Origin of the sequence: Exiguobacterium sp. s39 (genome assembly GCF_018618925.1) — a bacterium.
Classification (GTDB): domain Bacteria; phylum Bacillota; class Bacilli; order Exiguobacteriales; family Exiguobacteriaceae; genus Exiguobacterium_A; species Exiguobacterium_A abrahamii.
On the sequence record NZ_JACSNA010000001.1, the window covers coordinates 409,025 to 429,858 of the forward strand.

Genomic DNA, 20,834 nt, shown 5'->3' on the forward strand with positions numbered 1-20,834 from the left:
CAGGCATGAAGCGAGTGCGCTTCATGCCTGTTCGTGTGAGGATGTCGTTCTTCTGAAAATCAATAAGACGCATGCAAGGACGGAAACGATCAAGTGACCGATATAGACGTCTCCCGTCTGGATATAATGCAAGAGCATCGAGCCACCAAAAATCAATAAGGCAAGAAAGAGGAGCCGAACATAAAGTGTTTTATAAGACATGCGGACATATCCTTTCCATATCCAGTATATCCCAAAGTAAAGTGAGAAGACAAAAAACATCCATCCTAAGGGATGGATAAGGAGATGATTAAAGTGATTTAAATCCTAATAGTTTTTGTGTCCAGTAACGTTCCGATACACGGCTGATGCCGAGTGCCGGTGTATTGGCATGAATGAACTGATCGTTGTTCAGCATGATTCCGATATGCGTCGGACCAGCAGCATATGTGTTTTCGAAGAAGATGATATCGCCGCGCTTCGGTTGACGTAATTTTGATAACTTCGCTCCGAGGTACCGATCATCGTTCCAGTAGCCGTTGACGTTCGTTCGTCCAACTGCATAGCCAGCGGCATTCAACGTATAGTTAATGAATCCAGAGCAGTCGAATCCACCATTAACGGGGCTGCTTGATCCCCAGACGTATGGTGTACCGAGATATTGTTGACCAATCGAGATGGCACGTTCCATCAATGTCGAACCAGGAACGGTCGTCACAGGAGGTGTCGTCGGAGTGACCGGAGGCGTCGTCGTGACGGATCCCGTCGTGATGTAACTCTTCGCGACATAGTAGAGACCCGTTCCGATCTTGATCTGGTACCAGCCGCTATCTTTACCTGTCGTTTCACCTGTGACATTGACTGTCGAACCGTGTCCGACTTGTGTGAAGACTTTAGACGACGTCGAAGGCAATGTGCGGACGTTCAGCCCGGTTGGGGCATTGACGCGATACGTCTTCGAGGCATCAACTGGCGTCAAAGAGACTCCAGGAGTCGTCGGTGTTGTTGGTGGTGATGCTTTTGTTGAAGCTTTGACATAGGTCGAAGCGACATATGCTTCTTTTCCGTCAAGCTTGACTTGGTACCACGAATCAACGGCACCTGTGACATCGAGCACCGTCTGATGCGGTAATGTCTTGTAGATTTTTGCGTTCGTCGCTGCAGCAGTCCGTGCGTTCAAGCCTTCCTTCGCATTAACCGTGTAGACTTTCGATCGATCAACCGCTTTAACGACTTTTTTGACGGGAGTCGTCGCTGGTGGCTTGGAGTCCGTCGTGACGTTCGAGGTCTTTTTGCTGACTAACGTCGCATGGACGTAAGCCGTTTGCTTTTTATACGTGATTTGGTACCAATCTCCTGTTTTTTTCTTAACAGATACGATTGTGTTCTTTGCCAGTTTTCCGAGTGATTTCGAACTCGTCGTTGCTTTTTGGCGAATGTTGACGGCATCGGTGTTCGTTATGTAAGTCGTAGTTGTTGGAGCCTTTTCCGTCGTCGCTTTGACATATGCTGAAGTGATGAATGCTGGTTTCGACTGATAGCGGATTTCATACCAGCTGTTGACTTTCTTGACAGCTGTCAGCTTCGTACCTTTTTTTAGCGTCGTGATGACCTTCGCGGAAGTCGAGGCAGCCGTGCGAATGTTGACGTTATCCGTCAAAGTCAGTGTCGTTGACGCGGCTGAAACCGGAACCGTGGTACCGATCAAAGCGAGCGTCGTGAGTGCGAGAACAGTCTTTTTCACGTGACATAGCTCCTTCCAATAGATAGGTGAAAATCGTTGTTACCATTTTGTCATAAAAAACGCTTATTTCCCTGATTTAAAAATATAATTTTTGTCTGGAAAACTGTAATACCGTTTTTCAAAAAACGAATAGGTAGAATGAGTATTTTCAAAAAAGTTCAAGTACACTAGGAGTATTAGGAAGGAGGCTACACATGTTACGCCGTTTTTATCAGTATTATATCCCGCACAAACGATTATTCTGGCTCGATTTCATATCTGCCTTATTCGTCGGGGTTTTAGAACTTGCTTTTCCACTCGCTGTCCAATGGTTCATCGACTCATTGTTGCCAAACGGTGAGATGAACTGGATCATCCTCGTCAGCGTCGGACTATTAGCACTCTACATCATCAGCACGTTGATGCAGTTCGTCGTCAACTATTTTGGACATAAGCTCGGGATCAATATCGAGACCGATATGCGTCGTCAACTGTTCAGCCATGTGCAGAAACAGTCGTTCCGCTTCTTCGATAATACGAAGACGGGTCATATCATGAGTCGGATCACGAATGATTTGTTTGATATCGGGGAACTTGCCCATCACGGTCCGGAAGATGCCTTTATTGCCGTCATGACATTGCTTGGTGCATTCTCGATCATGTTGACAATCAACGTACCACTCGCGCTCGTGACAATCATCGCCGTACCATTCCTGATCTGGCTGATCAGCTATGCGAACGTCCGGATGAATAAATCATGGGACCGGATGTATGGCAACATCGCGGAAGTCAATTCACGCGTCGAGGACAGTGTCTCTGGTGTCCGTGTCGTTCAGTCATTCACAAACGAAGCTTACGAAATCGAGCGTTTTGAAAAAGACAACGCGACGTTCAGGCAGTCGAAGATCAATGCCTACAAGGTCATGAGTAAGAGTCTATCCGGCATCTACTTGACGACCCGTGTGATGACGCTTGCCGTCTTAGTCGTCGGTGCCTACTTGACGTATCGCGAAGCTTTAACGGCAGGGGAACTCGTCGGATTCATTCTTTATATGAACATTCTGCTGAAGCCAATCGACAAAATCACCGCATTACTTGAGATGTATCCAAAAGGGATGGCTGGCTTTAAACGCTTCCTCTCGATGATTGATGAGGATGCATCGATTCCGGATGCGCCAGACGCACTCGTCGTTGATCGGTTGAACGGTGGCATCACATTCAAGGATGTGGCGTTCGGTTATGAAGCCGATCGTCTCATTCTAGAGAATATCAATCTGACGGTCGAACCGGGTCAGACCGTCGCGTTCGTCGGAACATCAGGGGCAGGGAAGACGACGATCTGTTCGTTGATTCCACGTTTTTACGATGTTCTAGATGGCGCAATCACGATTGACGGAATCGATATCCGGCAGATGACGAAGGAGTCTCTGCGACAACAAATCGGGATCGTCCAGCAGGATGTCTTCTTGTTCTCAGGGACGATCGCTGAAAATATCGCCTACGGTGACCTGAATGCGACGCACGAAGACATCGTGCAAGCGGCGGAACGTGCCCATCTCGGTCCGATGATCGCGGATCTTCCGGATGGCTACGCGACACAAATCGGCGAACGGGGACTCAAGTTATCGGGTGGGCAAAAGCAACGACTTGCCATTGCACGGATGTTCCTGAAGAACCCGCCGATTTTGATTCTCGATGAAGCGACGTCTGCGCTCGACACGGAAACGGAAGCACTGATCCAAGAATCGCTCGCCGAGTTGTCCGAGAACCGGACGACGCTCGTTATCGCCCACCGTTTAGCAACGATTCGAAATGCCGATAAGATTTTCGTCGTCACGAAGGACGGCATCGTCGAAGAAGGCTCGCATGACGAACTGATGAATCAAGGTGGTTATTTCTCCCGGTTGTTAGAGAGACAACGAGTTTGAATCGATTTGAAAGAATGGAAAGCAATGGACATGTTCCGTTGCTTTTTTTGTTCGTTCAAAAATAAGATTGTGTATGCTAATTTTAGGGAAAACGATTGATAGAAAAGAAGGCGAGGTGGAAGGATGTACGGTCAATTCTGTGAGAACTATGATGAGAGTTATCCCGTCTTGCGGGAAGAGACGTCACATGATTTCCATCGTTTTTTTGCACTGTCTTACACGATTCATGATACTGTCTTTGAACAAACTGTATATGAAAGACTAATGCGGACAATCAAACGCAAGACATCGCGTTTTTCAGCGCTTCGGAGCCGTTATACGCCGTTACTTGTCGCCCATGTTCAATTGAATAGCACGGATCCCGATGTCCTCATCGAAGAGATCATCGTTGCGGAAAAGAAGATTAAACATCGCCTGATTCGTGATAAAGGGGTTCGTCCATTTTTTGCGCTCAACGAAGTATTGAATCGGCGTCAAGGAATTGATGCCTTTCCCTATATGGAACGCCTGCACGCGACACGCCCGCATTTGAATGCAGCAAAGCAGTACGTCGTGACATCGACCTTGCTTGAACAGCAGCCATTACCAGAGGAATTTCTAGAGCGGGTCAATACATCGGAAGAATGGCTCGCGCAATATATGGAACGGACGAGTGAACGTGTCATTACAGCGCAAATCTTAGCGGCGCATCCAGATCCTTCAGCGCAACAGGAACGAATCATTGCGTGGCGGGAACTGTTAGAGCGGCGAGAAATCATCATCTGGGATCGCTTGATGCCAATCCTTGCGTTACTGCCTACAATGGAACGTGTCGACTGGATTTATGTGACTCGGATTGTCGACCGGGAGCGGGCACGGAATCGATTTTCAGACGAAGTCAACTGGTTGATTGCCTTTCATTTGTTGCTTGCTAAAACGGGTGTGACACGAGTTCAAGCCACGTTGCTATTGCTGGCTGCACTAGAGTTGACGAAAAAACCGTAAAACGAAAAACGAACGAGGAGTGGCGCGCGCCATTCCTCGTTCGTTTGGTTTAGTGACTTAATCGAACGTCGTAAACGTCGCATGTCGTTCGACCGGATACAGTTCCGTACCGGCGACAGCGTTCAAGATCAACTGGTTCCGCGAGACGGACATCCCGAGATTATCCGCAGCCGGACCGTGTGACAGCTCTAAATTAGCAGTTGCGTAAAGATGATGGGCTGTCTCGACCGAACGCACGATTTGGTAGTCGGCATCGACTTTCCAGGCATTCGGTGCTTCGAACACGATATCAAGTCGGTCGATGAAGCTCGGAAGGGATGGCGAAAAACCAGTTGCCGCAATGACGGCATCGGTTACGGACGAGCGCTCGTCCTCAAGTTCTTGATGTTGCATCGCAATCGTGAACCGCTCATCGTACGTAATCTCTTTTACTTCGAGATTTGCGCGGATCGCGACCTGTCGTTGTTCCTCTTCCGTCAAATCATAGAGATGGGCGTAGATCGATTGTAGGGTCTCCGGACTAATACCGTTCTGAGAGCGGGCGAACTTCTTGACCGATTCTTGACGTACTTCGAGTGGAAGTTGGTTGAAGTACGTGACGTAGCTCGGTGAAAAAATTTCTTCTCCGAGTTTGCCGGTCTCAAGTGTCTCAAACAGTGTCGAACGCGCGATCCACTCGAGTTCAGGACGCTCTGGAGCAGGAGTCGTCAAGAGATCAAGGAAAATCTCGGCTGCACTTTGACCGGAGCCGACGATGCTGATTTTGTTGCGCTGAAGTAAATCTGCCTTGTTCATGACATATTGCGTATTATGGATGACGCGTTCGTCAAACGTATCCGGGATGGCGGGTTTTGACCCAGTGCCGATGACGACGTTTCGTGCTTCGAACGTTTCGCGTTTACCGGTCGAGACATCTTCGACGAGGACTTCAAAACTATCACCGGTGTCTTGCACGTCGATGACACGTGTCGAAAAGCGGAGATCTTCAAGTTGTGTTGCGACCCAGCGTAAGTAATCGTTGTAACCTTGTCTTGAAATCAGAAGTTTTTCATAGAAGTAAAACGTGTGGAGACGGTGAATCGATCGTAAGTAATTGAGATAGGAAAACGAACTTGTCGGATCGGCGAGTGTGACGAGATCGGAGATGAAGCTTGTCTGCATCATCGAGTCTTGGATCATCATGCCGGGATGCCAGGAAAATTGTTCGCTTTCGTCAAAAAATAACGTCTTTAAATCTGTCGGATGCGCAAGTGCGCTCAATCCTAAATTCATCGGACCAATGCCAATGCCGATTAAATCATACATAGAAAAAGCCTCCCAATTCGATATTGTTCTAAAACAATACCCGAAAAGGAAGGCGGACGAAACGTCAGGCTGAAGCTTTACAGCTGGTCGGTCGTCGTTGTTTTGGTTTCGACAGTCATCGTTTTCCCATCACGGATGATCGTCAAGGAGAGCGGTCCATCTGATTTGATCAGTGCCGTTTTGATATCAACGAATGCTTTGATTTCGGAGTCATTGATTTTCGTGATGACATCACCTGTTTTCAGTTTAGCCGCAGCAGCTGGACTGTTCGGTTCGACCGACATGACGACGACACCTGTTTTTTGACTGTCTGGTAGTTTGACTTGATCTTTTAGATAACCGGCAGGGAACGCCGCGACGTCTTGTAAGGACACACCGAGCGTCGGATGCTCGACTTTACCGTTTGTTTCAAGCTGTTTGAGGATTGGTAATGCATCATCGATCGGGATACTGAAGCCGACGCCTTCGACACCAGACTCAGCGATTTTCATCGAGTTGATTCCGACGAGTTGTCCTTGTTCATTGATCAAGGCACCACCCGAGTTCCCGGGGTTAATGGCAGCATCGGTCTGGATGACCGTCGTATTGAAGTCGTCTTGTCCGTCACTGTTCGTATCGACCGGTACGGTCCGGTCTTTCGAACTGACGATTCCGCGTGTGACGGAGTTTTGGAACTCACCGAGCGGGTTACCGATTGCGAGGACGGTTTGTCCGGCTTTTAAGTCCGCTGATTTTCCGAGTGTGATGACACCCGGAACATCGCTTGCGTCAACTTCAAGCACAGCTAAGTCATAGGTTTCGTCGCTACCAAGCAGTTTAGCCGAGAGCGTCTTGCCGTCATTCAACGTTACATCGAGTTTTGATGCCCCGTCGACGACGTGATGGTTCGTAATGATGTATGCTTTGCCGTCCTCTTTCTTATAGATGACACCGGACCCTGAACCAGCCGCTGCTTCTTGTTGCGACATTGAGTTGCCCGCTTGATAGTTCGTTACGGTCACGACAGATTTTTGAGCCGTCGCGACTGCGTTCGTCACCGGATCATTCGTCGTCGTTGAGACTTGTTTGGGCATACCATTTGAAAGTGGTGTATCAGCGACCTGTTGTTCTTGGTCGAGTAGGATCGGAAAGGCAACCGTAGCCGTCAAGACCGCGCCGATGATGCCTCCAGTCAATCCAGGTAAAAGTGCTTTCGTTTTTCCAGCCATAAGTCATCATTCCTCTCTGTATGATTTCTGACTTCATCATAGCAAATGAAGCAATCTCTTCTCTGATTACGGGAGACATTCCGAAATGACTCATCATTCCCCATAATTCGACGACAATTTCTAAAAGTTGAGATAATCAGGTCATTTCGATACACTGAAGCTGTCTCGAACATATATTTCATTAACAGAAAGAGAGTGTGGAACATAATGCTATTGCGTCTAGTCTATGGAGCAGGATTACTGTTTGCGGGAGTTGGTCATTTCCGCAATGAAAAAGGGTTCGTCAGCATCATGCCGTCGTTCATTCCGTTCAAGCGCTTCTTCGTCCAAGTGACAGGGGTCATCGAAATCGCTTACGGTGTCATGTTGTTGACAGGAAAAGGGGTGCACCTCGTTCGTAAGACTCTTCCTGCCTTCTTATATGCTGTCTTACCCGCAAACGTCAACATGGCAGTCAATCCAAAGCCGATTAATGGGAAACGTCTTCCGTCTTGGTTGCTTTGGACACGGTTGCCGCTCCAATGGGGGCTCGTCTCTCTTGCGAAACGTCTGAAATGAATCGGAACAAAAAGCCGCCTAAATGGCGGCTTTTATTGTTAGAAACGTTTATTGACAGCAAGTAAGGAAGCTTTTGCAATCTCTTCGTAGGTAGAATCGTTCGGGTGGAATTGGTCACTCGACAAATCGCGTTTGACGTCACGCACGAGATTGAATGTGTCGATGATCTCGACGTCGTACTCGATACCGAGCGTCCGTGATTTTGCGTTCCAATCTTGTACGATGGCATCGAATGCTTCACCGTTTTCCGTTGCACGGAAAGGATTATAGAGCCCGACGTAGAAAATGACAGCATCCGGATTTTGTTCTCGTAGGATACTGAACGTCTTTTTCAAGTTCGCTTGTGCCGTCGTGACGGTTTCGGCTGTCTTCTTCGCATTGAAGTTCGCGACGCCTTCACCACGGTTGAATAAGTCATTTCCGCCAATCGTCACCGAGATGACTTTTGCTTGTTTGATTGAACGTAAGACTTCTTTTTGTTCTAGTTGTTTCAGTAAATCTTCCGTCCGGGCACCACTGACGGCAAGATTCTGGAAGCGCTCGACAGTGTTATCTTTGACAAGATCGCGTCCGACGATCGCGGCGTAACTATTGCCGTTTGATGCTCCGACACCACGTGTCAAGGAATCACCAAGCGCGACGTACGTCCCGCCTTTTTTGACAGGCTCTTCCTTCGTAGGTGTCAGGACGGCACGTTTTGGTGGGTTGACGACGTCACTATAGGCACTGACGAAGCCGTATCCAAAGATTGCCGTCAAAACGAGTGAGACGGTTAAAAACAGGGGCCAGCGTAATCGCTTCATGAACGTTCCTCCTTCTAGGTTCTAACCTGATTGTAGCAAAAGTTGAAAGAATGTGCGGAAATGAAGTGTTCTGACAAGTCAAATGATTCATTATTCCGCTAGAATAGACAATAAGAGGTGAGAGACGTGAAACCAACAGTGAAATTAGAAGGTGTAACAAAGGTGATCGGAAAAAAGACGATCATTGATAATATCTCGTTTGAGATTCAACCAGGTGAAGTCTTTGGCTTCCTTGGACCGAACGGGGCAGGAAAAACGACGACGATCCGGATGCTTGTCGGCTTGATCAAACCGACGTCCGGTAAAATCACGGTCTGTGACTTCGACGTCCGCAAACAGTTCGTCCAAGCGATGGAGCGGATTGGCTCGATCGTTGAAAATCCAGAGTTGTATAAGTATTTGACGGGTCGCGAAAATCTACAAGTCTTTGCCCGGATGTTACCGAATGTCGATGATGCCCGGATTCAGGAAGTCATCGATCTCGTTGATTTGACGGCGCGTGTTGATGATCAAGTCCGGACATACTCGCTCGGGATGCGGCAGCGTCTCGGCATCGCACAAGCATTACTCGGACGACCAAGCGTCTTGATTCTCGACGAACCGACGAATGGTCTCGATCCGATGGGGATTCGGGATTTACGTCAATTCATCCGCCGGCTCGTCGAGGAAACGGGACTGTCGGTCCTCGTCTCGAGTCATATCTTGGCTGAGATCGAAATGCTTGCCGATCGAGTTGCGATCATGAGTTATGGCAAAATCGTTCAAGTCGGAACGGTCAAGGAACTGGTCGAGTCGCTCGCACCAGGCGTTGACTGGCGTGTTGATGATGCCTTTAAGGCAAATGAGATTTTATCAGCATCGGATCAAGTCCAAGTGTCCGAAGTCGTCGATGCCAATACGGTTCATACTTTGATGGATGCAAGCAAGACACCAGCACTCAACAAACAGTTGCTCGAAGCAGGTGTCGAAGTCTGGACGATTGAACGGAAAGTCCAAACGCTCGAAGATCTGTTCATCACGTTAACGGGAGGCGATCACATTGCGTAATCCGAACATGATCGGTCTCGTACGAAATGAAGTGACGAAAATTGCTTCAAAACGTCGTTTTGCTGTCGTTGCGATCATTCTCGTCGTCCTCGTCTCGATGTTTACGTACGCACAGTACCGAGACATCCAGGAACAAATCAAAAAGCAGGGAACGCTCGATTGGCGGGTTGAGTTACAACAAGACATCGTCGACACGCAGAACCGTCTTGCTTCTAGCAGTATTCAAGATGAGTTCCGTCAGTTCCTTGAGTTTGACCTAAAACAGAATCAATACTATCTTGATAATGACATCAACCCGAACTATCCGGGAGCCCCGACGTTCATCCGAATCTTCTTCTCGCAAGGATTGACGCTGATCTTACCGCTGTTCATCATTGTCATCATGGCGGATATCGTCAGTGGGGAGCAAAATGACGGAACGATCAAGACATTACTGTCGCGACCAGTCCGGCGCTGGAAGATCCTGATGGCGAAATGGTTGACGGTGTTACTCTATACGTCGATGCTGATGGCATTGACCGTCGCCGTCTGTTATGCGATATCCGGGATCGTCCTCGGCTATGACGGATGGACCGCACCGATCTTGACCGGGTTCCAAGCCTCACCGAGCGGTACGTTCTCGACCGAGTTCGTGCATACGTTACCGATGTGGGAGTACCTCTTGATGGCAGTCGGTCTAGCGTGGATCGTCACAGCTGTCGTCGGAACGATCGCCTTGATGGTCTCTGTTCTCGTTAAAAACACAGCGACAGGGATCGGGATCATGATGGCAGTCTTGATTTCCGGTACGTTACTGACGACGCTCGGTTCAAGTTGGACGAGCTCGAAATATCTCGTCAACGTCAACTTCGGACTGATCAATTACCTCGATGGACAAGCGCCACCAATCGAGGGGATGACGCTTCCGTTCTCACTCGCTGTCCTTGGCTGTTGGACAGTCGCAGCGCTAATCGTTGCGTTCTGGAACTTCACACAAAAAGATATGTATTAAGACTCTAAGACTCACGAAAGTGGGTCTTTTTTTATGAAAATTGACATGAGGAGAGGCAGTCAAAAGAGATGTGCCTATTTTGAACTACCGGAAGTAAATGATCTTCAACGGATCTTTGTCAAACCAAAAGACCGAATTGACGTGGTCCGTGATGTAGAACAAACGACGTCGAGCGGTTCATCGAGCTAAAAATTACGGAACTTATTTCGGCAGAGTTAAACCGGGTATTGTTCTCTATGAAGTAGAGGGGGATCGATGCAAGACGACAACCACTATATATGTCGGTATTCAAGTTCCAGAAAAGTAAGGCTTGACCTGCCTCTCAGGTACGACTGTACAGTGAAAGGAGGAGGTGGGGAAAAGATGATTCCAATTGGAAGAGTCGCACATGTAACCGGTTTGTCGGTAAAAGCGATCAAATTTTATGAAGAACGTGGGTTGGTCCACCCCATACGGTCCGGTAATCAATATCGGATGTACGGGATGGAAGATATCCGACGTTTGAGCGAAATCAAACGCTTGCGTCAGATTGGACTCAGTTTAGAACAAATTCAGTCCGGTCTACCGGTCGAAATGTTACTTGAAACAAGATTAGATGAAGTTCAATCAGAAATTGAACAGCTTCATCGAATCGAGAAACAGATTAGACTAATGCAATCAGGAGGGAACGACATGAAAGTTCGATATGAAACATTGAATGAAGCAATTCCAGTCTACGGATATGCAGGAACTTTAGAAGAAATTCCACATTTGTGGACGAAGCTTCAACCAAATCTGACGACGGATGAGTCCTATGGCGTCTGTCTCACACAGGAAAACGGTTATGTCGCTGGGATGACGGATTTGTTAGCGGAGGAAGATACGTGCCGTGTCGAACTAACGAAAGGGAATTATATCGTTGCCATAGTCGATGGAGGGATCTCGATGATTTCATCTACGTATGAACAGTTGGTACGTGTTCCAGGTGTAACGCTACGGGATGCGGTCGACTTTGAACGCTATATCCATGGGCAGGGCGGAGCGGATGATCTTATCGAAATATGGATGCCCATCGAATAGACAAAAGTTCTCATTCATACACAAGTGATTGAACTTCGGGTAATCTTTTGTTCCTCGCCTCCGATCTCATGGACTTGGAGATTTTTTTAATGTAAGTAATCCTTACGTGTACTGCCTTAAATTTAAAAAATGGATACCTCAGTATCGAGAAACAATTAGCTCGCTTGAACAGATGAGGCTGTTTTTTTCTAAAGCGACAATCGATCGTATGTCTCGATTATTTTTTGATACTGAAATTGTGTCGGCAACGAAGCATCTACTATGAGAATCGGGGAAATCGATTGATCCATCTGATACTGGTGTTCCGCAAATGTACCGATCATCGTGGGATCCGTCGCCGTGTGATACGTCCGGCACCAGTCAAGGAATTCATTGGAGCCTGTAAAATCTGGGTATCGTGCTGCTTCGCGTGCGATGAGACGTTCCATCCGAACCGATTCGTCGAGCGACAGGAAGACAAGCAAGTCCCGATTGATGAAACCGTCCGGATGCCAGGCGAAGACAGAACCGGAGACGATGTAATCGTTGTAAGACATAAGATCTGCTTCATACATGGAAAATCGCTCGGAGACGTCTCGCTTTTCAGTGAACGTCGTATCTTTCCAAAGATAATGGTCTGTATCAATCCAGGGAATCTGTTCAGCTTGCCCGATGAAGGCGCCCAGTGTACTTTTTCCGGTGCCTGATCCACCAATGATTTGAATACGCACGACAATCGGCTCCTTTCGAAATAATATACTGGTACGCAGAACAGGCCCGGGCATGATGCCGGACCTGTCGCTTGGAAGAACGAATTCTCCCTATGTCGTCTCGTGCAAGCACAAGACATGGAATCGAGAGGCAGTGCCTCTAATAGGAAGCCGATGCAGGTCAGCCTCCGCGCTACGTACCAATCGTACTTTTATCATACTGATTCCAAGAATTGGTGTCAAACCTGCTCGAAAGGGTTTACAAACCGTTCAAACCGTCAAAAGAGAGAATAACGATGACTAGAGGAGGAACGACCATGGCAGATTGGGGCATCATGCTGACAGGCGTCGTCATTTGTGGGTGGTGCATCTTTAGTGCCATCTATGACGATTTCATCCGTCGCGTATAAGACGAGCAAACATGAACCGTCCAAGGAGGGCGGTTTTTTTGTTGATTTTTTTAATCCGAGTAAGTGGCTGTGGTACACTCGAATCAGAATGAAAAGATAGAGAATGGGTGAAGAAAAATGAAGAAACAACCAGTCATCGTCATCGTCGGACCGACGGCAGTCGGAAAAACGAAGACGGGCATTGAACTAGCCAAACGACTAAACGGAGAGGTGTTATCCGGAGATTCGGTCCAAGTCTATCAAGGGATGGATATCGGATCGGCAAAAGTGACGACCGAAGAGATGGAAGGAGTGCCGCATCATCTGCTTGATCTCGTTACACCGGATGATGAGATGAGTGTAGCGCGTTTCCAGACGGTTGCCCGAGCGACGATCGATGAGATCGCAAGTCGGGGGAAGTTACCGATCATCGTCGGTGGAACAGGGCTTTATATCCGTTCGATTTTATATGATTATCAGTTCACCGAGCAGGCAGAAGATCCAGCCTTACGAGCTGAACTCGAAGCGTATGCAGCGACACATGGAGCGAACGCGCTACATGATCAGTTGAAGGAACTTGATCCGGTGCGTGCCGAAGCGATTCATCCGAATAACATTCAGCGGGTCGTGCGGGCAATCGAGGTCGCGCGGACGGGTCAGACACAAACGACCGGTAGTAAGCCTGCACTTTACGAGAGTCTACTGTTCGTCCTACACATGGAAGACCGGGATCGCTTGTATGATCGGATCGATCAGCGGGTGGATTTGATGGTCGAAAGTGGGCTTCTTGAGGAAGTGGCGCGTCTTGATGCTGCCGGGTACCGTCAGACGAAGGCGTTGCAAGCGATTGGTTATAAAGAGATGTTACCGGTCCTTGACGGGGCACCACTCGATCCTGCCGTCGATATGCTGAAACGGAACACGCGACGCTTCGCTAAACGTCAATTGACGTGGTTCCGTCACCAATTTGATGGCGTTTGGGTGGATATGGGAAAGTTTTCATTTGAAGAAACGTTCAAAATTATCTATGATAGAACTGTAGAGTTTCTGAAAGCGGTTAAATAAGAGTTGCCCGAAGACAGAAACAGATAAAAAGAGGGGGCACGGGGAATCATGAAAGCGACATACAACATTCAGGACGTCTTTTTAAATCAATTACGGAAAGATGCAGTCCCGACAACGGTTTTCTTAATCAGCGGGTATCAATTACGGGGGCTGATCAAGTCATTCGATAACTTCACGGTCATCTTGGAGTCGGAAGGCAAACAGCAGTTGATCTACAAGCACGCGATCTCGACGTTCGCACCAGCGCGCAACGTGACGTTATATGAGCAAGAAGAGACACAAGAAGTCTCTCGCTAAGTAAAAAAGACGACCGGGGGGTCGTCTTTTTTTGTTCACTTCATTATTTATACGCTGGCTGAGCAAGCGTACGAAGAACGTCGACAAGATATCGTTCTAAGTCAAGGATATCAAGTCCGATGAATCCGGTATGATCGGTTTCAGCAAAGTAGAACGTAACTCCTTGGAGGTGACACGAACTTTTCGGAATCGTGTTTTGCAATCGGAGCGAGAAACGATCTGTATGTTCTGCGTATAAGAATGCTTGTGAATGGACGGCGCGGATCACATTCGCTTCTTCATTGAAAAATTCGATTCCGACGATGCGTCCCTCTTGATCAACGTCTACGTTGAGGAATTCATTTTCTTCTAGCTCGTCAGTTTCTTCAATCGCGGGAGTAAATGTTTCTGGGAAGAGATATAGATATCCCATTTCTGCTTCTTGATCATAAGTCATTCGAATCGTCATCTATGTCACATCCAAGCCTAATGATTTTTTTACAACAACGGTGTCAGTTCCTCGACCGCCTCTTCATAACGTCGGAGCGAGACATCCTTATAGAGGCATGTCTTCTGCAGACGTTCTTCCTTCGTCATCTCGTCCTGATACGTTTTTAAGATGAAACTGTTGCGTAACATCGACGGCGTCAAGATCCGCTTGTTATCGGACCGTTCATTCAGCTGACGCATCATCTTCGTGATCATGACGATCGATAGTTGCTTCGGTGCATTTTTGCTGTAGACCCAGCGGAATGTCATCCGAGCGAAGTCGAAGGCGACGAAAAAGGGGTCGGTACTGTTATAACGGGGGCGGACCGGCTCCGGAATCGTCTTCAAGTAACGCAACATGATGTCTTGATCTTCCCGCTCGAGGTGAAGCAGGTAACGGTTGCCGAGTCGGTCATGAACGGTCATCTCTTGCTGAGCGAAATTGAGATCGTGCATCTTCAAACCAATGATGTGATGGACACGTAGACCGTAACGATAAAACAGACGGAGAATCAATTCGTTTCGATCGATCAAATACGGACGTGCCTTCAATTGATGTTCCGTCAAGCCGCGATCGGATTGATTCGTCCGGACCAATTGTTCATATTCCTTGAAGGAAGCGACGTGTTTTGCCGTCAATTCGTGCGTCGGTTGTGCGTATTCAATCAGCTTCGCCTTCGTTTGTCGAATCTGATAATTGACTTGATTGATGACGGTGACGATCCGGGCAACCGTTGCTTGCTGGTAGAGTTTCTCTTCGATCAAGTATTCATTGATGAACGTCTTCCACGTCTCGATCGAAATCGCCTTGAAATCGTCGATCGTCTCGAGTGGTTGGTCGACATCGGTCATGTAGCGATGGACTTCGATTAAATCATAGCGATAGCGGCGGACGGTCGAAAGTTGCCGTCCACTTGTCGTTAGATAAAACAAATAGCGTTCAATGAACTCTGGAAGCGTATACGACTGTTCGCGTGCCATGGTTTTCCTCCCCTTATCGTAATCTTTCTTCCATCATAAACCGAACGGATGTTTCCTGTCCAAAAAAGTTCAGACGAACCGGTGCCTGTGGTATGATAAAGGGCGCAGTACGTCTTTACTCGTGAAAGGAATGATATTATGTCAGAACGCGTCATCGTCGTTGGTTGCCAGCTCCCCGGTGTCCCGGACCATGTCTATGAAGAATCGGTCGCGGAGCTCGAAGCACTCGTAACGACTGCGCATGGTGTCGTCGTCGGTCGTCTGGATCAAAAACGACAAGCGATTGATCGCCGTACGTTCATCGGAAAAGGAAAGGTTGAAGAACTCGTTGCTTTAGCAGACGAACTTGAACCTGATTTAATCATATTCAATGCCGAGGTCACGCCCGGTCAGATGAAGAATATCCGGATCGCCTTGTCGGACCCGGAAGCCATCAAATTGATTGACCGGACGCAGTTGATCCTCGATATCTTCGCTGGTCGAGCCCAGTCACGCGAAGGGAAATTGCAGGTCGAACTGGCACAGATGAGTTATCTCTTACCACGTCTTGCCGGGCAGGGAACACAACTGTCACGTCTTGGTGGCGGAATCGGGACGCGTGGACCAGGTGAATCGAAACTCGAGACGGACCGCCGTCATATCCGGCGTCGGGTCGATGAGATCTCGAAACAACTCGAGACATCCGTCGCGCACCGTGCCCGTTACCGGGAACGTCGCAAAGAGAACCAGACATTCCAAATCGCGCTCGTCGGTTATACGAATGCCGGCAAATCAACGATCTTCAACCGGTTGACACAAGCCGACACATACGAGAAGGATGAGTTGTTCGCGACGCTTGATCCGTTGACACGTCAAGTCGATTTGCCGGAAGGTGGTCAAATCCTCCTGACGGATACGGTCGGTTTCATTCAAGATCTCCCGACGAAGTTGATCGCGGCGTTTCGTTCGACACTCGAGGAAGTGCTGGAAGCCGACTTGATCCTCCATGTCGTTGATGCGTCGAGTGAGCATTACTTGAATCAGATGCAGACGACGAACGATGTCCTCGATGAACTCGGTGCCGGTGACATTCCGCAACTGGAAGTCTACAACAAGAAGGATCAATTGAACCGCTTGTTCACAGGTGGAAAACTGCTGATTTCTGCGCTTGACCCGCAGGATATCGAGCGCTTGATCGAAGAGATCGAACGTTCGATCAGCGAAATCCTCGAGTATCTCGAGATTCGCATTCCAGTTGACGGATTTGCCCATTACAATCCGGCGAAGGAAGTCATGATGAATTTGAAGGAATCGTTCGAAGAAGATGGTTCCGTCATTCTAAAAGGTTACTTGCGTAAAGATACGCGTCTATACGCGACATTGAAACAATACGAGGTGTAAACATGTTTTCAGAATTAACCCATTACGAAACGCTCCGTCCGCTCATTGACCGGGCGGAGGAACAAATCGCCCCGTACGTCAAGAAAGCGCAAGAGGTCGCGGAATACAATCAATTCCGTGTCCTCGATGCGTTCCGACGTCACAAGGTCAGTGATTTTCACTTCATGCCGTCAACAGGTTACGGCTACAACGATGAAGGACGCGATACGCTCGAACGGATCTATGCCGATGTCTTCGGTGCGGAAGCCGGTCTTTGTCGTCCGCAAATCATTAGCGGAACCCATGCGATCGGTATCGCGTTGTTCGGTTTGTTATTGCCAGGAGACGAATTGCTCTATATCACAGGAAAACCATACGATACGCTTGAAGAGATCGTCGGAATTCGTGGTGACGGACGCGGTTCATTAAAGGAACTGGGCGTCCAGTATGATGTCGTCGAGATGAAAAACGCCGAGACGATCGACGTACCGACCGTTCTCGAACGGATCACACCGCAGACGAAGGTCGTCGGGATTCAGCGTTCAAAAGGCTATGCGACGCGACGTAGTCTGCCAGTCAACGAGATCGGAGAAGCGATCGCCACCATCAAAGCTGTCCATCCGCACGTACTGATCTTCGTCGATAACTGCTACGGTGAATTCGTCGAGACAATCGAACCGACGCACGTCGGGGCAGACTTGATGGCAGGGTCGTTGATTAAGAATCCGGGTGGTGGTCTTGCGAAGACTGGCGGTTATCTCGTCGGTCGAACGGACTTGATCGAACGGGCATCGTTCCGGATGACGACGCCAGGGATTGGCGCCGAAGCCGGTCCATCGTTATCGGCACTTCCGGATATGTATCAAGGTTTCTATATGGCACCACATACGGTGAGCCAAGCGTTGATGGGCGCGATGTTCACGTCGAGCATGCTCGGTCAGTTCGGCTTTGATACGGCACCGCATCATACGGCAGAACGGACGGATTTGATTCAATCGGTTTCGTTCCATGCGCCGGAGCCGATGATTGCCTTCTGTCAAGCGATTCAAGCTGCTTCACCCGTCAATGCACATGCGTTACCGATTCCGGATTATATGCCGGGATATGCGGACGATGTCATCATGGCAGCAGGAACATTCGTACAAGGATCATCGATTGAATTGTCAGCGGATGGTCCGATCCGTGCGCCCTATACCGCGTACGTCCAAGGTGGTTTGACGTATAGCCACGTTAAGATTGCCATCATCTCAGCCGTCAATCACTTGATGGAAAAACAATTAATTCCAGAAAAAAACGTTTAATACTAGAATATCTCGTGAAAAGACCTCTGAACGACTTCATGTAAAGTGATTAAAAAAGTTGTGTTAACTTTTCTTACATCGCTTGACAAGTTGCCTGACAGAGGTTTATTCTCATGGAGTAAGGAAAAAGGAGGAACCACATGGCAGACTCATCACGCCAGTCCAAGCCACTATTTCCCATCGGAGTCGTTCAAGAGTTGACCGCGTTATCTGCCCGCCAGATCCGATACTACGAAGAACAAGGACTGATCAAACCGGAGCGGACAGAGACGAAGCGTCGCCTCTATTCGTTCAACGATGTCGATCGTCTGTTGTCGATCAAGGAATACCTGGATCAGGGACTGAATATCGCAGGGATCAAATTGATTTTTGAAAACGATCTCGTCAAACGCGAACGCGTTGCGGAGAGCGTCGTCGAGACGCGCCCGGAACTATCTGACGGCGAATTGTATAAACTCCTGAAAAATGAATTGAAGGAAGCAGGACGACATGGAAAGACGTCGCTCATCCAAGGTGAGCTCGGGCGTTTCTTCAAGTAAGGACCTGTAACCATATAAAAACGAATCGGAGAGGGGATTTGTCACATGACACGTCGCAACATTACACGAGAAGACATTTTGAAAATCGCTAAAGCTGAGGATGTACGCTTCATTCGCTTACAGTTCACAGATATCCTCGGAACGATCAAGAACGTTGAGATTCCAGTAAGCCAATTGGAAAAAGCACTTGATAACAAAATGATGTTCGATGGTTCATCGATCGAAGGATTCGTCCGAATCGAAGAATCAGATATGTATCTCTTCCCAGACTTGAACACATGGGTCGTCTTCCCATGGACAGAAGATGGAACAGGGAAAGTTGCACGTTTAATCTGTGACATCCACAATCCGGATGGCACGCCGTTCGCAGGAGACCCACGTGGTCAGCTCAAACGGGTACTTAAAGAGATGGAAGAGCTCGGTTTCTCATCATTCAACGTTGGACCAGAGCCAGAATTCTTCCTCTTCAAGAAAGATGAAAAAGGTCGTCCGACACTTGAATTGAACGACCAAGGTGGATACTTCGACCTCGCACCAGTCGACCTCGGCGAAAACTGCCGTAAAGAGATCGTCATCGAGCTCGAGAACATGGGCTTTGAAATCGAAGCATCACACCATGAAGTTGCTCCAGGTCAACACGAAATCGACTTCAAATATGCGGATGCGATCACGACAGCGGATAACATCCAAACGTTCAAACTCGTCGTCAAGACGATCGCTGCGAAGCACAACTTGCACGCGACATTCATGCCAAAACCACTCTTCGGTGTCAATGGATCAGGAATGCACGCGAACATGTCGCTCTTCAAAGGCAACGAGAATGTCTTCTTCGATGAAGGCAACGAAGACATGCAATTGTCGGATGATGCACGTGCCTTCACGGCAGGTATCCTCAAACACGCTCGTGCGTTCACGGCGGTTTGTAACCCGACAGTCAACTCATACAAACGTCTTGTTCCTGGCTACGAAGCACCTTGCTACGTCGCATGGTCAGCACGTAACCGTTCACCACTCGTCCGTGTTCCTGCAGCACGTGGACTCTCGACTCGGATCGAAGTTCGTTCAGTCGACCCAGCAGCGAACCCGTACCTTGCGCTTGCGACATTGCTCGCTTCAGGTCTTGACGGAATCAAGAACAACTTGAAAGCACCGGCTCCAATCGACCGTAACATCTACGTCATGGACAAACCGGAACGTGTTGCAAACGGAATTGATGATCTTCCATCAACACTCAGCCACGCACTCGAAGTCTTGAAAGCGGATGACGTCGTCATGCACGCTCTCGGCGATCACATCGCAGAACACTTCGTTGAATTGAAAGAAATCGAATGGGATATGTTCCGGACGCAAGTCACGGAATGGGAACGCGATCAGTACATGGTCTTGTTCTAATCCAACTCAAGCACTTCTGGACTTCTGTCCGGAAGTGCTTTTTTCATAGCGTCGACAGGGATTGAGTCAAGGATGTGGAAAGATACAAGAGTACAAAGAAAGGGAGACGATACATCATGAAAAAAGGATATGAAGGCAAAGAGATTACGGTCTATTTTGATTCGGAAGTCTGCATTCACTCTGGTCATTGTGTACAAAGTCTACCAACTGTCTTTGATGTCAAGCGGCGTCCGTGGATTGAAGCGGACGGGGCGCCGGTCGAAGACGTCATGCGGGTCGTCGACGGTTGTCCGAGCGGCGCCTTATCTTACGAACGGAGGGAAGCAAATGGAGCTGAAACGAGCGGAACGTAAAATCGAAGTCCATCAGGAAGGTGAAGTGATTGGGGAAATCACTTATAGCGACACGAACAACGGCATGTGGATCATTGATCACACATACGTCGATCCCGCGCACCGCAATCAACAGATTGGGGAACAACTCGTTGCCGAGATCGTCAACTGGGCACGAGAAGCAAACGTCAAGCTGTTACCGTTATGTCCGTTTGCGAAAAAAGAGTTTGAACATCAATCGGATTATCAGGACGTACAAGCAAATACGTGAACACAAAAATCTCCTCTAGTCTCTTAAGACCAGAGGAGATTTTTTCGAGTCATTGTTTATGATCCCTGACCTTCATTTTGCGAGAAACAATCATCGTACCGAAATAGGCGACGACGTACAGCACGACCAGTCCTTGTTTTAGCATATAAGGTAGATCCATTTGACT

The 20,834-nt window shown here is 48.4% G+C and carries 22 protein-coding genes; 14 read left to right on the top strand and 8 right to left on the bottom strand.

Going from position 1 to position 20,834, the window contains the following annotated elements; translation table 11 throughout:
* Positions 1 to 21 precede the first annotated feature (21 nt).
* Both KNQ11_RS02075 and KNQ11_RS02080 read right to left on the bottom strand, forming a co-directional pair.
* Complete coding sequence (locus KNQ11_RS02075; RefSeq protein ID WP_214769206.1) at positions 22 to 201, bottom strand: hypothetical protein; 180 nt, start codon at positions 199 to 201, stop codon at positions 22 to 24.
* An 88-nt stretch (positions 202 to 289) separates the two neighbouring features.
* Complete coding sequence (locus KNQ11_RS02080; protein WP_214769208.1) at positions 290 to 1,723, bottom strand: C40 family peptidase; 1,434 nt, start codon at positions 1,721 to 1,723, stop codon at positions 290 to 292.
* Positions 1,724 to 1,917: 194 nt separating this feature from the next.
* Between KNQ11_RS02080 and KNQ11_RS02085 the strand changes: the two genes are divergently transcribed.
* Positions 1,918 to 3,630 carry an ABC transporter ATP-binding protein gene (locus tag KNQ11_RS02085; RefSeq protein ID WP_149427038.1) on the top strand — a complete coding sequence of 571 codons (1,713 nt, stop codon included), beginning with the start codon at positions 1,918 to 1,920 and terminating at the stop codon, positions 3,628 to 3,630.
* A 123-nt stretch (positions 3,631 to 3,753) separates the two neighbouring features.
* The gene (locus tag KNQ11_RS02090; protein ID WP_133208032.1) at positions 3,754 to 4,614 is read left to right on the top strand and encodes a DUF4003 family protein; all 861 of its coding nucleotides are present in this window, start codon (positions 3,754 to 3,756) and stop codon (positions 4,612 to 4,614) included.
* A 57-nt stretch (positions 4,615 to 4,671) separates the two neighbouring features.
* Here the strand turns inward: KNQ11_RS02090 and KNQ11_RS02095 are convergent, their stop codons facing one another.
* Positions 4,672 to 5,919: a lysine N(6)-hydroxylase/L-ornithine N(5)-oxygenase family protein gene (locus KNQ11_RS02095; RefSeq protein WP_047391148.1), complete on the bottom strand. Its 1,248-nt coding sequence runs from the start codon at positions 5,917 to 5,919 to the stop codon at positions 4,672 to 4,674.
* A 77-nt stretch (positions 5,920 to 5,996) separates the two neighbouring features.
* Entirely contained in the window at positions 5,997 to 7,127 is a 1,131-nt protein-coding gene (locus tag KNQ11_RS02100) for a S1C family serine protease (RefSeq protein WP_023467745.1), read from the bottom strand.
* Positions 7,128 to 7,334: 207 nt separating this feature from the next.
* Here KNQ11_RS02100 and KNQ11_RS02105 point away from each other — a divergent pair, with 207 nt between their 5' ends.
* Positions 7,335 to 7,685: a DoxX family protein gene (locus KNQ11_RS02105; RefSeq protein WP_029341233.1), complete on the top strand. Its 351-nt coding sequence runs from the start codon at positions 7,335 to 7,337 to the stop codon at positions 7,683 to 7,685.
* A gap of 38 nt (positions 7,686 to 7,723) precedes the next feature.
* Here the strand turns inward: KNQ11_RS02105 and KNQ11_RS02110 are convergent, their stop codons facing one another.
* A complete protein-coding gene (locus tag KNQ11_RS02110; RefSeq protein ID WP_023467747.1) occupies positions 7,724 to 8,488 on the bottom strand; it encodes an SGNH/GDSL hydrolase family protein in 765 nt (254 codons plus the stop codon).
* A 126-nt stretch (positions 8,489 to 8,614) separates the two neighbouring features.
* Between KNQ11_RS02110 and KNQ11_RS02115 the strand changes: the two genes are divergently transcribed.
* From KNQ11_RS02115 to KNQ11_RS02125, 3 genes are all read left to right on the top strand, one after another.
* Complete coding sequence (locus KNQ11_RS02115) at positions 8,615 to 9,535, top strand: ABC transporter ATP-binding protein (protein WP_029341234.1); 921 nt, start codon at positions 8,615 to 8,617, stop codon at positions 9,533 to 9,535.
* Entirely contained in the window at positions 9,528 to 10,526 is a 999-nt protein-coding gene (locus tag KNQ11_RS02120; protein ID WP_023467749.1) for an ABC transporter permease, read from the top strand. The genes KNQ11_RS02115 and KNQ11_RS02120 overlap by 8 nt, the downstream gene beginning before the upstream one ends.
* Before the next feature lie 363 nt (positions 10,527 to 10,889).
* Positions 10,890 to 11,585, top strand: a complete 696-nt coding sequence (locus tag KNQ11_RS02125) for a MerR family transcriptional regulator (RefSeq protein ID WP_214769211.1) — start codon at positions 10,890 to 10,892, stop codon at positions 11,583 to 11,585.
* Between the two features lie 188 nt (positions 11,586 to 11,773).
* On the opposite strand, the gene KNQ11_RS02130 is transcribed toward KNQ11_RS02125, so the two are convergent.
* A complete protein-coding gene (locus KNQ11_RS02130; protein ID WP_149427040.1) occupies positions 11,774 to 12,295 on the bottom strand; it encodes a P-loop NTPase family protein in 522 nt (173 codons plus the stop codon).
* A 506-nt stretch (positions 12,296 to 12,801) separates the two neighbouring features.
* On the opposite strand from KNQ11_RS02130, the gene miaA reads away from it, so the two are divergent.
* A complete protein-coding gene (gene miaA / locus KNQ11_RS02135; protein ID WP_050678349.1) occupies positions 12,802 to 13,728 on the top strand; it encodes a tRNA (adenosine(37)-N6)-dimethylallyltransferase MiaA in 927 nt (308 codons plus the stop codon).
* Between the two features lie 48 nt (positions 13,729 to 13,776).
* Positions 13,777 to 14,025, top strand: a complete 249-nt coding sequence (gene hfq, locus KNQ11_RS02140; protein WP_023467753.1) for an RNA chaperone Hfq — start codon at positions 13,777 to 13,779, stop codon at positions 14,023 to 14,025.
* 43 nt (positions 14,026 to 14,068) lie between these two features.
* On the opposite strand, the gene KNQ11_RS02145 is transcribed toward hfq, so the two are convergent.
* Both KNQ11_RS02145 and KNQ11_RS02150 read right to left on the bottom strand, forming a co-directional pair.
* Positions 14,069 to 14,473 (bottom strand): DUF2283 domain-containing protein, encoded by a 405-nt coding sequence (locus KNQ11_RS02145; protein WP_149427041.1) that lies wholly within the window; start codon positions 14,471 to 14,473, stop codon positions 14,069 to 14,071.
* 29 nt (positions 14,474 to 14,502) lie between these two features.
* Complete coding sequence (locus KNQ11_RS02150) at positions 14,503 to 15,474, bottom strand: site-specific integrase (RefSeq protein WP_047391156.1); 972 nt, start codon at positions 15,472 to 15,474, stop codon at positions 14,503 to 14,505.
* Between the two features lie 138 nt (positions 15,475 to 15,612).
* On the opposite strand from KNQ11_RS02150, the gene hflX reads away from it, so the two are divergent.
* The 6 genes from hflX (at position 15,613) to KNQ11_RS02180 (ending at position 20,668) form a co-directional block, all read left to right on the top strand.
* The gene (hflX, locus tag KNQ11_RS02155; RefSeq protein WP_034785946.1) at positions 15,613 to 16,854 is read left to right on the top strand and encodes a GTPase HflX; all 1,242 of its coding nucleotides are present in this window, start codon (positions 15,613 to 15,615) and stop codon (positions 16,852 to 16,854) included.
* Between the two features lie 2 nt (positions 16,855 to 16,856).
* Positions 16,857 to 18,134: a methionine gamma-lyase family protein gene (locus KNQ11_RS02160; RefSeq protein WP_149427042.1), complete on the top strand. Its 1,278-nt coding sequence runs from the start codon at positions 16,857 to 16,859 to the stop codon at positions 18,132 to 18,134.
* Positions 18,135 to 18,274: 140 nt separating this feature from the next.
* The gene (locus KNQ11_RS02165; protein WP_023467758.1) at positions 18,275 to 18,673 is read left to right on the top strand and encodes a MerR family transcriptional regulator; all 399 of its coding nucleotides are present in this window, start codon (positions 18,275 to 18,277) and stop codon (positions 18,671 to 18,673) included.
* A 45-nt stretch (positions 18,674 to 18,718) separates the two neighbouring features.
* Positions 18,719 to 20,065: a type I glutamate--ammonia ligase gene (glnA, locus tag KNQ11_RS02170; RefSeq protein WP_023467759.1), complete on the top strand. Its 1,347-nt coding sequence runs from the start codon at positions 18,719 to 18,721 to the stop codon at positions 20,063 to 20,065.
* Between the two features lie 116 nt (positions 20,066 to 20,181).
* The gene (locus KNQ11_RS02175; protein WP_058713286.1) at positions 20,182 to 20,418 is read left to right on the top strand and encodes a (4Fe-4S)-binding protein; all 237 of its coding nucleotides are present in this window, start codon (positions 20,182 to 20,184) and stop codon (positions 20,416 to 20,418) included.
* Positions 20,393 to 20,668: a GNAT family N-acetyltransferase gene (locus tag KNQ11_RS02180; RefSeq protein WP_149427043.1), complete on the top strand. Its 276-nt coding sequence runs from the start codon at positions 20,393 to 20,395 to the stop codon at positions 20,666 to 20,668. The genes KNQ11_RS02175 and KNQ11_RS02180 overlap by 26 nt, the downstream gene beginning before the upstream one ends.
* The last annotated feature ends 166 nt before the right edge of the window (positions 20,669 to 20,834 follow it).

Bases quoted from the DNA above. Each gene is read 5' to 3' on its own strand.
- KNQ11_RS02075 (WP_214769206.1), bottom strand. From the start codon at position 201: ATGTCTTATAAAACACTTTATGTTCGGCTCCTCTTTCTTGCCTTATTG.
- KNQ11_RS02085 (WP_149427038.1), top strand. From the start codon at position 1,918: ATGTTACGCCGTTTTTATCAGTATTATATCCCGCACAAACGATTATTC.
- KNQ11_RS02090 (WP_133208032.1), top strand. From the start codon at position 3,754: ATGTACGGTCAATTCTGTGAGAACTATGATGAGAGTTATCCCGTCTTG.
- KNQ11_RS02095 (WP_047391148.1), bottom strand. From the start codon at position 5,919: ATGTATGATTTAATCGGCATTGGCATTGGTCCGATGAATTTAGGATTG.
- KNQ11_RS02100 (WP_023467745.1), bottom strand. From the start codon at position 7,127: ATGGCTGGAAAAACGAAAGCACTTTTACCTGGATTGACTGGAGGCATC.
- KNQ11_RS02105 (WP_029341233.1), top strand. From the start codon at position 7,335: ATGCTATTGCGTCTAGTCTATGGAGCAGGATTACTGTTTGCGGGAGTT.
- KNQ11_RS02110 (WP_023467747.1), bottom strand. From the start codon at position 8,488: ATGAAGCGATTACGCTGGCCCCTGTTTTTAACCGTCTCACTCGTTTTG.
- KNQ11_RS02125 (WP_214769211.1), top strand. From the start codon at position 10,890: ATGATTCCAATTGGAAGAGTCGCACATGTAACCGGTTTGTCGGTAAAA.
- miaA (WP_050678349.1), top strand. From the start codon at position 12,802: ATGAAGAAACAACCAGTCATCGTCATCGTCGGACCGACGGCAGTCGGA.
- hfq (WP_023467753.1), top strand. From the start codon at position 13,777: ATGAAAGCGACATACAACATTCAGGACGTCTTTTTAAATCAATTACGG.
- KNQ11_RS02145 (WP_149427041.1), bottom strand. From the start codon at position 14,473: ATGACGATTCGAATGACTTATGATCAAGAAGCAGAAATGGGATATCTA.
- KNQ11_RS02150 (WP_047391156.1), bottom strand. From the start codon at position 15,474: ATGGCACGCGAACAGTCGTATACGCTTCCAGAGTTCATTGAACGCTAT.
- hflX (WP_034785946.1), top strand. From the start codon at position 15,613: ATGTCAGAACGCGTCATCGTCGTTGGTTGCCAGCTCCCCGGTGTCCCG.
- KNQ11_RS02160 (WP_149427042.1), top strand. From the start codon at position 16,857: ATGTTTTCAGAATTAACCCATTACGAAACGCTCCGTCCGCTCATTGAC.
- KNQ11_RS02165 (WP_023467758.1), top strand. From the start codon at position 18,275: ATGGCAGACTCATCACGCCAGTCCAAGCCACTATTTCCCATCGGAGTC.
- glnA (WP_023467759.1), top strand. From the start codon at position 18,719: ATGACACGTCGCAACATTACACGAGAAGACATTTTGAAAATCGCTAAA.
- KNQ11_RS02175 (WP_058713286.1), top strand. From the start codon at position 20,182: ATGAAAAAAGGATATGAAGGCAAAGAGATTACGGTCTATTTTGATTCG.
- KNQ11_RS02180 (WP_149427043.1), top strand. From the start codon at position 20,393: ATGGAGCTGAAACGAGCGGAACGTAAAATCGAAGTCCATCAGGAAGGT.